The sequence below is a fragment of the Rugosimonospora africana genome (assembly GCF_016862975.1).
Classification (GTDB): domain Bacteria; phylum Actinomycetota; class Actinomycetes; order Mycobacteriales; family Micromonosporaceae; genus Rugosimonospora; species Rugosimonospora africana.
Window position 1 is genome coordinate 44,395 of record NZ_BONZ01000008.1, and the last position, 12,682, is coordinate 57,076.

Here is a 12,682-nt window from a genome sequence, read left to right on the forward strand (position 1 = left end):
ATTCGACGGCGAGGATTCAGCTGGTCGACGCCGGGGTCGAGGCCGCCGGCTTCGCCTCGCTCTTCGTCTCCGACTTGGTCTCGGTCTTGGTGTCCGACTTCGCGGCGCTGTCCTTCGACGAGCCGTTCTTGGCGGCGGTCGAACCGGACGCGTTGTCACGGGAGTCGGTCCGGTAGAAGCCGGAGCCCTTGAAGACGACGCCCACCGAGGAGAAGACCTTGCGCAGCTTGCCCTGGCAGACCGGGCATTCGGTCAGCGGCGCGTCGCTGAAGGACTGCACCGCTTCGAGCTGATGTCCGCACTCGGTACATGCGTACTGGTACGTCGGCACGTCATCCTCCTGGCACTCGAGCACTTCGAGTGCCAATGGTGCGTCATCGGACGCCGTTCGTCCAGTCGGGCGAGCGCGACGTCACAACCGGGTAACTCCTTCCGGTGTTACTACCGCGTCGACCCGCAGGTCATGCGCCTCGGCCGGGAGTACATCGACGAATTCCCCCGAGTACAGGGCGGCGACGGTCAGGGCGCCGGCCCCCACCCGGGCCAGCGCCCGGTCGTACGAGCCGCCGCCACGACCCAGCCGAATCCCGGAGCGGTCCACCGCGAGCGCGGGCACGATCACCAGGTCCGCCTCGGCGATGGCACGCACGCCCAGCGGGATCCCGTCCCCGTCGTAGATCTCCCAGTCCAGGTCCAAATCCGGCCGAACGACCGGAACCAGCAGCCGGTCGCACACCGCGGCGAGGGCGTCGGGCATCACGGCACCGCCGGGTTCGGTGGAGAACGGGACGTAAGCGCCGACCGTTCGCTTTCCGGCTGCCAGCGTGGCGAGCAGTTCCACGATTGCCGCGTCCGCCTTCGCGCGATCGGCGCGTGCCCGGCGTGCCGCGAGAAGCTCGGCCCGGAGTCGCTGCTTCGGTTGCTGCGAAAAATCGGACACGACACATCCTTCGCCCAGACCAGTCTATTGCAGATGACTATGGCAGCATCAGAACCGGAGGGGGGACACGGGCCGCCACCAGCCGTTCCGGGCGATGGGACGGCGGTCGGGCGGGTCCGGAACCGTTGGCACTCACGCTGCGCGCCCGGCTGACCGCGGCATTCCTCGCCGTGGTCCTCGGCCCCGTGCTGCTCGGTGCTGTCATCGTGGCCATCACCGTGCAGCGGGTCGACTCCGCGCGTGCCGCCGAACGGTTGAACCTGGCCACCAACGCGGTGCGCGGCTCGGTCGACGCGCTGTGCCAGCAGCTGCGGGTCGTGGCGCAGAGCACCGCCTCACTGTCCGAGGCGGGACGCAGGCCGGACGGCGCGGCCACGCTGGCCGGCGGCGACTCGGGCGCGGTACGGGTGGAGGACCTGTCCGGCCGGGTTCTGTTCAGTACCCCCGACGCGCCGCCCATGCCCTGGGCGCAGTGCTACCCGACCGGGATCGCGGAGCCGGCCGGCCACGCGAATCCGACCGGTGCCATCGACCGGTACACCGCGCTTGCCGCCCGGGTACCGATGCTGGGCCAGAACGGCGAGCCGGTCGGGTACGTGACCGCGGTCCGGGGCCTGGACGCCGCGCTGCTCGGCAGGCTCACCGCCGGCGCCGCCTCGGTGACCCTCATCGGCAATGGGCTCGACCGGCTGTCCACCGAAAAGCCCGACCTGGCCGCCCGGGTGGCCGCGGTAGCGGACCGCCTCACCGGGACGGCGATCGGGCGCACGTCCGACGGTGGGTACGTGCGCCGGCTCGCCCCCACCGCCGGGCAGCCGCTGCCGCTGGCCCTCTCCACCCCGAGTACCCGCACGGACGGCCTCGGCCTGATCCTGGCCGGCGTCGCGGCGGTGGCCGCCATGATCGCTGTGCTGATCGCCTGGTGGCTCGCGCAGGGCACGACCCGGCCGCTGGCCGAACTGGCCGGCGCGGTCGAACGGGTCGCGGGCGGCGACCTCTCCGCCCGGGCCCCGGTGCGCAGCTTCGACGAGATCGGCCGGCTCGCCGCGACCTTCAACCGTATGACCCGGGAGATGCAGGCGTACGTCGGCGCTCTGACCGCGAGCCGGGACCAGTTGCGCGGGCACCTCGACGTGCTCGGGCGCACCCTGTCCAGCACCCACGACCTGCACCGGATCCTGGGCGTGATCCTGCAGACGGCCCGCGCGGTGACCGGTGCCCGGTCGGGCGCCGTCCTCCTGGTGGAACAGGACGCGCTCGTCGGCATCAGCGACGACGTCGCGCTGCGGGTACCGCTGGGCACCGGGCTTCTCGGGTCGGTCGCGGCCGCCGGTACGCCGAAGCGCGGCCGGGTCGGGGTGGACGGTCCGGCGCTGGCTCCCGAGGAGCCGACCTGCCAGACGTACGTGGCGGTGCCGCTGCGCGGGCCCGACTCGGTACGCGGCGTGCTGGCCCTCTACGACCGGCTCGGCGCGGACGAGTTCGACGACGCGGACGTCGCCACCCTGCGTACCTTCGCCGGTCAGGCGGCGATCGCGGTGGAGAACGTCCGGATGCACGAGGAGGCCCAGCGGCTGTCCCACACCGACCCGCTGACCGGCCTCTACAACTACCGGACGTTGAAGGATTCGCTGCGCCGCGAGGTGGAGCGCGCCAACCGGTTCGGGCACCGGCTGTGCGTGCTGGTCCTCGACCTCGACCGTTTCAAGGACGTCAACGACTCCTTCGGGCACGCGGCCGGGGACGCGGTCCTGGTCGAGTTCGCCCGCCGGATGCGGGCCGAGATCCGCGAGGTCGACCTCGCGTTCCGGCAGGGCGGCGAGGAGTTCGTGCTGCTGCTCCCGGAGACCGACGCGGCCGGCGGGGTGACCGTCGCCGAGCGGCTGTGCGCCGCGGTCCGGGCCACCCCGATGGTGGTACCTCCCCGGCTGCCCGGTTCCCTGACTGGTCTCGGATCGCTGGGCGGCGCCAGACGCGCCGAGCCGAACTGGTCAGAAGGCCAGAAGCTGGCCCGCCGGGTACCGGTGACGGTCTCCGTCGGCGTGGCGATGTTCCCGGACAACGGCGCCACCGGTGCCGCGGTCATGGAGGCGGCGGACGACGCCCTGTACGCGGCGAAGGCGGCCGGCCGGAACACCTGGCGGAGCGCCGCCGTGCCGGCCGACCCAGCGGCCGGCGCCGCATCCGACCTGGTAGCGGGCTTGCCGGCCGAGCCGGTGGCGGGCGCGGCCCCCGGGCAGGTGACCGGGACAGCCGCCGAAGTCGTCGCCGGAGGGGGTGGAAGCGGCGCGTCGAGCGGCCCACACGCTCCGCGACAGTCGCGCGGCCGATAGCCTGGCCACATGCCGGAGTTTTCGACTGCCCAGGAGCCCACGCCGGACAGCAACGGCCGCTCGCGGCGTGCCGTCAAGGCGGTGATACCCGCCGCGGGGCTCGCCACCCGATTCCTGCCAGCTACCAAGGCGGTACCCAAGGAGTTGCTGCCGGTCGTTGACCGGCCGGTCCTCCAGTACATCGTCGAAGAGGCGGCCGCCGCCGGGATCAACGACATTCTGCTGGTCACCGGGCGAGGCAAGACCTCGATGGTGGACCATTTCGACCGCCGCCCCGATCTGGAGCAGCACCTGACCGCGAAGGGTGACATGAAGCGGCTGGCCGAGATCAAACGGCCGGCCGAGCTCGCCGAGATCTACACGTGCCGCCAGGCCGAGCCGCTCGGACTCGGGCATGCCGTCTCGTTCGCCGAGTCGCACGTCGGCGGTGAGGCATTCGCGGTGCTGCTCGGCGACGAGTTCGTCGATGAGGACGACCCGCTGCTGCCGTCGATGCTCGATCTCCAGGCCCAGACCGGGGGCATCGTGCTGTCCCTGATCGAGGTTCCCTGGGAGGAGGTCACCCGGTACGGCATCGCCTCGGTCAAGCCACAGTCCAACTCCGACGGCGGCGAGATCGTCGAAATCACGGCGCTGGTGGAGAAGCCGAAGCAGGACGTCGCCCCGAGCAACCTCGCCGTGGTGGGGCGGTACGTGCTGCCCAACTCCATTTTCGACGCGATCCGGCGCACCGCCCCCGGATCGGGCGGCGAGATCCAGCTGACCGACTCCATGGCGATGCTGCTGGAGCAGGGCGTACCGGTCCACGGCATCGTGTACCGCGGGACCCGGTACGACACCGGCGCCCCGATCGGCTACCTTCAGGCCGTCGTGCAGCTCGCCTGCCAGCGGTCGGACCTGGGGCCGGCGTTCAAGGAATGGCTCACCGGCTTCGTCAGCGGCGCCATGGAGCCCAGTGGGTGACGGCTCCGGGCCACCACGCGGCGGTTCTGTGACCGCCGGCGCTTGCATTTCTCGACGCGCGGGTATGAGGGCCGGCGCACACTTGTCCGCGGAAGCGCGGGTATGACAGGCGGCGTACTGATCTCCGCGGAGGCGCAGGTATGACAGCCACGGCCGAGCGGCCGTCGGCCCCGGGACCCTCAGCGAGGGGTCCCGGGGCCGGGCTCATGCCGCTCGCCGAGTACCTGGCCATGGTGCTGCGGGGCCTCCGGCCGCTGCCCGCGCTCGACCTCGACCTGACCCAGGCGTACGGCAACGTCCTGGCCCAGGACGTCGTCACGCCCGGGCCGCTGCCGGCCTTCGACCACGCCGACGTGGACGGGTACGCGGCGCGGTTCGAGGACATCGGGCACGCGGAGCCGAGCCGCCCGGTGCGGCTGAACGTGGTCGGCGACCTGGCCGCGTCCAGCTGGCGACCGGTCCGGCTCACCTCGGGCACGTGCTTCTCGATCGCGGCCGGAGCGCCGCTGCCGCTGACCGCCGACGTGATCATCCCGAGCGGCGATACCGATCAGGGCATCGCGTCGGTGGAGATCCGTGCCGCGCCCAAACGCGGGTACGGCATCCGTCGTGCCGGCGACGAGCTGCCCGCCGGTACGGTCGTGGCCGAGGCCGGCGCGTTCGTCACGCCGGCGCTGGTCGCCGTGCTGGCCGCCACCGGAATCGGGCACATCGTCGTGCGGCCGAGCCCCCGGGTGGTGGTCGTCGCGACCGGCGACGAGCTGGTCGACGCGGGCCGCACGAGCCAGCCCGGACAACTGGTCGACGTCAACTCGCACGCGCTGACCGCGGCGGCCGCCGAGGCGGGCGCTCACGCGTACCGGGTCGGGATCTGCGACGACGATCCCGACGGGCTGCGCGGGCTGCTGGAGGACCAGGCCCTGCGGGCAGATCTGATCATTACGACCGGGGGTACCGGCACCGGTCCGGGGGACATGGTCCGGCGGATCCTGTCCAAGGTGATGGTCACCTTCACCGCCGTGTCCGTGTATCCAGGCTCGTCACTAGGCTTCGGTACCGTGGGCAACGAGGAGGTACCAATCATCTGCCTGCCCGGTGACCCCGGAGCCGCTCTGGTCGGCTTCGAGGTGCTGGCTCGGCCGGTCATCCAGGTGCTGGCCGGCGCGGAGCCGGTGTTCCGGCCGAGCGTCCGGGCGCACCTGCTGGAGACCGTGCACTCGCCGCTCGGGCTGCGGGAGTTCCGCCCCGCCCAGGTGGCCGAGCGACGCGGCGGCGGGTACACCGTCCAGCCGCTGGCCGGCGGCCCGTACACCCTGACCGGCATGGCCGAGGCCAACGGCCTGATGGTGTTGGGCGAACGGGTCACCGCCGCGCCGGCCGGATCCACCGTAGACGTTCTCTTGCTGGATCGGCGGCGATGATGCTTCCACCCGGTTGGCCGGTAACCCTGTCCGACGGACCCGTCGTCCTGCGGCCGTACCAGCGGCGCGACGCGCGTGCGTGGTCCGAGGTGCGCCGGGCGAACGAGCAGTGGCTGGCGCAGTGGGAGCCCACCCCGCCCGGCCCGTGGTACGAGCTGAACTCGCCGTCCTCGTTCCGGTACGTGCTGCGGGAACTGCGCCGATCGGCACGGCTGGGTGAGGCGATGCCGTTCGCGGTCTGCTACGACGGCCAGCTCGTCGGCCAGCTGTCCATCGGCAACATCGTGCGCCGGGCGTTCTGCTCCGGCTTCGCCGGCTACTGGGTCGACTCCCGGATGGCCGGGCGGGGGATCATCCCGACCGCGCTGGCGCTGGCCGTGGACCACGCCTTCTCCGCCGGCGGACTGCACCGGATCGAGGTCAACATCCGGCCGGAGAACGCTCCGTCCAGGCGGGTCGTGGAGAAGCTGGCCTTCCGCGAGGAGGCGTACCACCCCCGGTACCTCCACATCGACGGCACCTGGCGGGATCACGTCGGGTACGCGGTGACGGCCGAGGATGTCGCCTCGGAGGGTGGGCTGTTGGCCCGTTGGCATCGGCTCTCCCGTCCGATGGTCTGACCGTCACTGCCGGTTGGTCCGAGCCTCACCGGCGGTGTGGCGTGCGCATTTGTGTGCATGCGCGCCGTAACCTCGAATCACAACGATGTGATTTTGTGACGGGAGGGGTGAGGGTGCCGACCTCGGTGCTCCTCGCCGTCCTCGCCGCCGCCGGGCTGCTCGCACTCGCGCCGGCACTGGTTCGCCGGTACGACGCGACCGAGCGATTGGTGGCGGAGCGGGCGATGAGCACGGCGCGGGTGATCGAACGCCAGCGCCGTCGGCGCACTGTGCCCGGACGCCGCCCGGTCAACGCGCCCCGGTCCGTCGCCTCCACCGCGGGTGTTGGCCCGGCGGATCCCGTCGCCGCCACCCTCGGAAGCTCCGCGCCGGCCGACGCGGCCCCGGCGCAGGGGCCGGCCACGCCCGCCGGCCCGGTGTCGGCCAGCCCGGTGTCCGCGATCCCGGCCCCGCGCCGGTCCGGCCGTCCGGCCCAGCGCCGGGGCAGCCTGCCCCCGCCCCGCCGGCGGCCGAAGGTGCACGCCCACACCCCGGCGATCTACCGGCGCCGCCGGGTCCTCGCGGCGCTGGTCATGCTCAACGCCAGCGAGCTGTGCGGGGTGGGGCTGGTCGGCCCCGGCTTCTGGGTCGGCTCGGCGCCGAGCCTGATGTTGCTGGCCGCGTACGTGGTGCACCTGCGCAAGCGGGCCCTGGAGGAGCGCCGCAAGCGGCGTGAGGCTGCCCGCCGGGCGGCCTGGATCGCGGCCCGGCAGGCGGAGCTGCGCCGGGAGCAGGCGCGTCGACTGGCGGCCCGGCGGGAGGCGCTGCGCCGGGCGGCGGCGGCCCGGGCGGTGGCGCAGCGAGAGTCGTTGCGGCTGTCCCAGCGGTACGTGGACGGGTCGGCGCGTGGGCCGCTGCGGGGCCGGGCGTACGAGGCCCGGGCGGCCGGGTACTGACGGGCCGCATACTGATTCGCGGTGGTGACGCGGTACCTGTTAGTCTGGTCGCCGATCGTCCGCCGGATCATCGACGGGGATTGGCAAGGGGCTGTGGCGCAGACCGGTAGCGCACCTCGTTCGCATCGAGGGGGTCAGGGGTTCAAATCCCCTCAGCTCCACCATTTGATGCTTATTTGAACCCCGGCCAGCAAGAGTGGCACGGAGAAGCTTGCAGGTGGCGGCGGCACTGCCCGGTTGGGCGGGGTCGCCGCCCGTGTCAGTGGGGCGTCGTGCGACATCGACCAGCGGCCTGATGATCTCCGCGAGTTCGTCGGACGCCACGAACGGTCCGTCGTCGTCGGCGTCCATGAAGATCTTGACGAAGATCGCGGGTGTGGTGCATCCGGCCCTGGCAGGAAATTCCTGCCCGTCGGTTGGGTCGGCGCCTGCCCTACGGGCATGTGGTCTTGCTCCTTCACGGCTAGGTTCCGGTCATGAGGCTGTGGGTCGAGCTCCCGGCGATATTCGTCGGGAGCCTTCTGTTTCGGCTCGGGTTCGACCGGTGGTGGCAGTGGATGCGACGGCGAAGACAGAGGCGTGCCCCGTAGGTCCGGTTCTCTGTTGAGTTTTCAAGGGCGGGGGGCGTCGCTTGCCCCGACCGTCACTGCTGCTGCCGCATCGTCTCTCCCGTCGCGGCTAACCTGTGGCGGTGCCTCACCGTCTCGCTCACGCCGAAGCCTCCGTGCCTCCCGACGATTCCCAGATATTCATCGTCTCGGGTGAACCAGATCCCCCCTGTTTCGGCTGGGAGGAGCAGCGGTTCCTCTATTGCGCGCGCGACGTCGTCGTACTCCAGAGCGGCTCGCAATGGCTGCACGAGGCCAGGGTGCGGCTGGAGGCGTGGGACAGTCATCCGCCGGCGCCGGAGGGGAACTGGGGCGAGAGTCAGGGCGGCCGGCTCCTACTGTCCGATGAAACCGTGGCCGTACAGGCGCTTTACGAGATCGATCTCAGTGACCGGATTCGGGTGGGTGAACCAGGCTGGTACGAGGTCCGAGCGTACGTGGCCGGCCGCGAGGAATTGAGGCGATGGGAACAGGAATGGAACGGGGAAGACGACCACCCCGTGGGACTCGAACAATTCCTGGTGCAGCTTTGGCCGGCGTAAACCTCGGCGACCAGCAACCATCGCCGAGCGGCTTTCCGGCTCGGGGCTCGGTCGGCACGCTGGTCGGGATCGGCAGCGCCGCGCTCACGGAAATGATCTCGGCTCTCGGCTTCGACTTCCTGTTCCTCGACCTCGAGCACGGTGAGATCGTGGATCGGGACCTGCCCGTACACGTGATGGCATCGCGGGTCCCGGTGCTCGCCCGCATCCCGGACGGCACCGAGACCGCGGTGAAAAGAGCCGCCGACGCTGGCGTCGAGGGGATCATCGTGCCCCACGTCCGCTCCGCGGCCATGGCCGAGCAGATCGTCAGTTGGGCGAAGTACCCGCCGGTGGGCACCCGGAGCGTCGGGCTCTCCCGCAACACCCTCCTCGGGTACCGCCTGGCGGACGCGCTCACGCAGACGGACCTGCCCCGCGTCATCCCGCAGATCGAGGACGCCGACGGCGTCGGCAATGTCGAGGGCATCTGCGCGACTCCGGGGATCTGCAGCGTCTTCGTCGGGCCGTTCGACCTCAGTGCCGCGCTGGGCAGCCCGGGATCCTTCGAGGAACTGGCGTTCCGGTCGGCGATCTCGGAAATCGTCACCGCTGCCCATGCCGCCGGATTGCCGGCGGGCGTGTTCGCTCCGTCGGTCGCCGCCTGGGGGACGTTCCGGAAGCAGGGCTTCGACTACGTCGTCCTCCGGTCAGACTCGCTCTTCCTGGCGGACGGCGCGACAGCGGCGCTGGCCGAGGCGCGGTCGGCGGGTACGGGCGACCCGACCAACGTGTCGCGGGGCTCAGCCCCGACGTGATGCCTCGGTGGCGCGCCGGGCGGCTTCCGGTATGCCGAGCTGGCGGTACAGCGCCTCGGCCTCGCGGAGGCTGGAGGCGCCGGTTTCGTCGCCGAGGTCCAGCGCACACCGGCCGATCCCGTCGAGCGCACGTGCCTCCTCCAGACGGCAGGTCGTCGAACGGGCCAGAGCCAGCGCGTCGCGGTGGCGGGCCAGCGCCCGCTCCGGCTCCCCGGTCAGCCGGTGCAGCACCCCGAGGCGATTGAGCGCCTCGGTTTCGAGCTGACGCGCGCCGCACGACTGGACGAGGTCCAGGGCTTGCTGGAGGATGCGGCCCGCTGCCGGGTAGTTTCCGGCCAGGTACCGCGCCGTCCCGAGGTGGATGAGCGCGGCGCCCCGGTCATCGGGAAAGTCCTTATCGCCGTAGCGGTCGAGGGCTTCGGCCAGCAGTTCGTCCGCGGTCTCGTGGTCCCCGCTCAGGTAGGCGACGGCGCCCAACTCTCCCAGCGATTCGGCTATAGACGTCCGTTCACTGATTTCACGGAAGAGTCCGAGGGCCTCGTGCAGGTACCCGTGCGCGGCCTGGTAGTCGCCGGTCAGGTAGCGGAGGATGCCCAGGTTGATGAGGATCCTCCCCTGGCCGGCACGGTCGCCGACGGCGCGGTACAGGTCCAGTGCCCGGTGGCTGAACTCCTGCGCGAGCGGATAGTCCCCGGTGAGCCGGTGGACGCCGGCGATCTGGTCCAGCGCGCTCGCCTGCCCCAGGCGGCTGCCCAGGGCGCGGTAGATGTCCAGTGCCTTTTCGCTGGACCGCCGTGAGGAGGGGAGCGCGCCGAGCACGCGCCTGACGGAGCCCGAGAAGTTCAGGGCGCCGGCCTGGCCACGGCGGTCACCTGACTCCCGATAGAGTTCCAGCGCCCGCCGGTGCAGCTCGTCCGACTCGGCGAAGTGACCGGTCCCGTGCCGGACGCTCCCGAGCGCGTTCAGCGCACCCGCCTGACCTAGCCGGTCGTCGAGGTCGCGGTAGGTGTCCAGGGCCTGCCGCAGCAGGGCGTCGGCACGCGCGTAGTCGGTCAGGAGATGGTGCACCCGACCGAGCTCGTAGGCGGCGTCGGCCTGGCCGCGCCGGTCACCGAGGTCGCGGTACAGGTCGCGGGCCCGCTGGTGATACCCGGTCGCGGGCGGAAGGTCGTCGGACAGCCACCGTACGATCCCGAGCTGGATCAGGGTGTCTGCCTGGCCGCGCCGGTCATCGCGCGTGACGTGCAGGTCCAGGGCCCGGTGCAGCACCGCGTCGGCCTGCGGGTAGTCGCCGGCCAGGTAGCGCAGCATGCCCAGCTCGGTGAGGATCGCGCCGCGCGCTTCGGGAGCGGCCAACTCGGCCGCTTTCAGCGCCGCCGCCTGCAGGTCTATGGCCTGCGTCCAGGGACCGTCGGTGCGCAGCAGCCCGGCCATCGAGGCGGCCAGCGTCACGACGTGCCAGTGCCGCCCGTGCCCGGCGGCCTGCCGGACGCAGGCGATCAGATTGTCGCGTTCGGTACGCAGCCAGGCCACTGCCTGATCCCGGTCGGCGAACCCGGGCGCACCGGCGCCGCCGTCCGCTACCGGTGGGCTGGCCGCTACCGGTGGGCTGGCCGGAACCGTGCCGCTCCGTAGCAGCTCGCCGGTCCGGGCGGCGGTGTCCCGATAGTGGTCCAGCAGCCGGTCGAGGGCCTGTTCCCGGACATCGACCGGGTCCGTCGCCTCGATCAGGGCATGGGCGTACTCGCGGATCAGGTCGTGCATCCGGTACCGGCGGTACGCGGGCTCGTCGAGCAGGTGGTCGTCATACAGTTCGTCGAGGTACCCGGCCGCCCGCTGCGCCGGGATGCCGTCGAGGGCGGCCGCGGCGTACCCGTCGATGTCGACCCCGGGGTGCAGGCCGAGCCGGCGGAAGAACCGCTGCCGGTCGGTGGGCAGGTTCTGGTACGACAGGTCGAAGACGGCGGCGACGGTACGGTTCTCCGCCCGTACGGTCAGCAGCCGGCCGGTGGTGCGCTGGACCTCCTGTACGAGGTCGGCGACGGTCCACGACGGGCGGCGGGTCAGCAGGCTCGCGGTCAGCGAGATCGCCAGCGGCAGGTACCCGCAGCGGCGCACCAGGTCGGCGACGGCATCCGGCTCGGCCTCGCCGTGCGGCGCCAGCCGGAGGAACATCCGCACCGCCTGCTCTTCCGGCAGTACGTCCAGCGGCAGCGCGAGCGCGGCGGGTAGGTCGCCGAGGCTGCGACGAGAGGTGACCAGCACCCGGCATCCCGGTGTGCCGGGAAGCAACGGTGCGACCTGGTCAGTGCTGTCGGCGTTGTCGAGTACGAGCAGCAGTCGGCGCTCGGCCATCCGATCGCGCCACATCGCCGATCGCTCGTCGACGCCCTCCGGCAGGTGCCGCGGGTCGACCCCGTCGGCGGCCAGCAATTGAGCGAGCGCGTCGCCGGCAGAGGTGGGTCGCTGGCCCGGAGTGTGCGCGTGCAGGTCGATGAACAGCCGCCGGTCTGCGCTCCCGGCGAGATGGTGTGCGGCGTGGACGGCCAGAGCGGTCTTGCCGATGCCGGGCATGCCGGCGATGACGACCAGCCCGCCACGGCCGGCGTCCCGCGCTCCGTCGACGATTCTCCGGAATTCCTCCGACCGGCCGGTGAAGGTGGCGGTGTCGGGAGGCAGCGTGAAAGAGGTCGGCTGCGGCGCCGGTGCCGGAAGGTCTTCCGGGTCCGCGCCGTCGCGCAGGATGGACAGTTCGAGCCGGCGTAGCTCCGCCGAGGGATCCAGGCCGAGGTCGTCGGCCAACCGCTTTCTGGCCCGGTGGTAGGCGTTCAACGCGTCGGCGGAGCGGCCCGCGCGGTGTAGGGCGGTGACGAGTGCGACGGTCAGCCGCTCGCGATGCGGGTGCTCAGCGGAGCGCCGGGTCGCCTCGGCCGTGACCAGGTCGTACCTTTTCTGGCGCAGGTACACGTCGAGCAGGTCTTCCAACGCGGTCAGCCGGGCCTCTTCCAGGTGGCCGCAGAGCGCGGCGCGGGCCTGTTCGCTGGCGCTGTCGGCGAGCGCCGGGCCCCGCCACAGCGCCACCGCCCGGTCGAGCAGCGCCGCCCGCTCCGGATCGCCGGCTGCGGCGCGCGCCCGGGTCAGCAGCGCGGTGAACCGGTGCGCGTCCACGAGTTCGGGCTCGCACTCCAGCAGGTAGCCCGGCCCGGCGCGGCGCACGGCCAGTGTCGCGTCCGCCCCGGCCGAGGCCAGCGTGGCGCGCAACCGGCTGATCTGGCTGTGGATGATCCGGCGGGCGGTGGCGGGCGGTTCCTCAGGCCAGGTCAGGTCGATGAGGCGCTCGGTGACCACCATCCGGTTCGCTTCCAGCGCCAGTACGGCCAGGATGAACCGCTGCATGCGTACGCCCAGGTTGACCGGCCGGTCGCTGGCCTCCACCCGTACCGGGCCCAACAGTCGGACCTCCACCGCACGCATCGCCGCCCCCGTCCCCGCGCCGTTGCCATTCAAGCCAGTGACTTCGAAT

The 12,682-nt window shown here is 71.9% G+C and carries 10 protein-coding genes and 1 tRNA gene; 8 read left to right on the forward strand and 3 right to left on the reverse strand.

Features of this window, described 5'->3' with window-relative positions; all coding sequences use genetic code 11:
- Positions 1–16: 16 nt before the first annotated feature.
- A complete protein-coding gene (locus Raf01_RS03670) occupies positions 17–331 on the reverse strand; it encodes an FmdB family zinc ribbon protein (protein ID WP_203916268.1) in 315 nt (104 codons plus the stop codon).
- An 81-nt stretch (positions 332–412) separates the two neighbouring features.
- Positions 413–940: a 5-formyltetrahydrofolate cyclo-ligase gene (locus Raf01_RS03675; RefSeq protein ID WP_203916269.1), complete on the reverse strand. Its 528-nt coding sequence runs from the start codon at positions 938–940 to the stop codon at positions 413–415.
- A 125-nt stretch (positions 941–1,065) separates the two neighbouring features.
- Between Raf01_RS03675 and Raf01_RS03680 the strand changes: the two genes are divergently transcribed.
- The 8 genes from Raf01_RS03680 to Raf01_RS03715 all read left to right on the forward strand — a co-directional run bounded on the left by Raf01_RS03680 (position 1,066) and on the right by Raf01_RS03715 (position 9,159).
- Entirely contained in the window at positions 1,066–3,273 is a 2,208-nt protein-coding gene (locus tag Raf01_RS03680; RefSeq protein WP_239133341.1) for a GGDEF domain-containing protein, read from the forward strand.
- Between the two features lie 9 nt (positions 3,274–3,282).
- Positions 3,283–4,236, forward strand: a complete 954-nt coding sequence (locus Raf01_RS03685; RefSeq protein ID WP_203916270.1) for a UTP--glucose-1-phosphate uridylyltransferase — start codon at positions 3,283–3,285, stop codon at positions 4,234–4,236.
- A 140-nt stretch (positions 4,237–4,376) separates the two neighbouring features.
- The gene (locus tag Raf01_RS03690) at positions 4,377–5,657 is read left to right on the forward strand and encodes a molybdopterin molybdotransferase MoeA (protein ID WP_203916271.1); all 1,281 of its coding nucleotides are present in this window, start codon (positions 4,377–4,379) and stop codon (positions 5,655–5,657) included.
- Complete coding sequence (locus Raf01_RS03695; RefSeq protein ID WP_203916272.1) at positions 5,654–6,277, forward strand: GNAT family N-acetyltransferase; 624 nt, start codon at positions 5,654–5,656, stop codon at positions 6,275–6,277. The genes Raf01_RS03690 and Raf01_RS03695 overlap by 4 nt, the downstream gene beginning before the upstream one ends.
- Before the next feature lie 113 nt (positions 6,278–6,390).
- Positions 6,391–7,212 carry a hypothetical protein gene (locus Raf01_RS03700; RefSeq protein ID WP_203916273.1) on the forward strand — a complete coding sequence of 274 codons (822 nt, stop codon included), beginning with the start codon at positions 6,391–6,393 and terminating at the stop codon, positions 7,210–7,212.
- An 87-nt stretch (positions 7,213–7,299) separates the two neighbouring features.
- Positions 7,300–7,376, forward strand: a tRNA-Ala gene (locus tag Raf01_RS03705).
- Between the two features lie 527 nt (positions 7,377–7,903).
- Positions 7,904–8,362, forward strand: coding sequence for a cadherin repeat domain-containing protein (locus Raf01_RS03710; protein ID WP_203916274.1), 459 nt, complete (start codon positions 7,904–7,906; stop codon positions 8,360–8,362).
- Entirely contained in the window at positions 8,350–9,159 is an 810-nt protein-coding gene (locus Raf01_RS03715) for an HpcH/HpaI aldolase family protein (RefSeq protein WP_203916275.1), read from the forward strand. The genes Raf01_RS03710 and Raf01_RS03715 overlap by 13 nt, the downstream gene beginning before the upstream one ends.
- Here Raf01_RS03715 and Raf01_RS03720 read toward each other — a convergent pair.
- The gene (locus tag Raf01_RS03720) at positions 9,145–12,633 is read right to left on the reverse strand and encodes an AfsR/SARP family transcriptional regulator (protein ID WP_203916276.1); all 3,489 of its coding nucleotides are present in this window, start codon (positions 12,631–12,633) and stop codon (positions 9,145–9,147) included. The two genes, Raf01_RS03715 and Raf01_RS03720, sit on opposite strands and share 15 nt — an antisense overlap.
- Positions 12,634–12,682 lie beyond the last annotated feature (49 nt).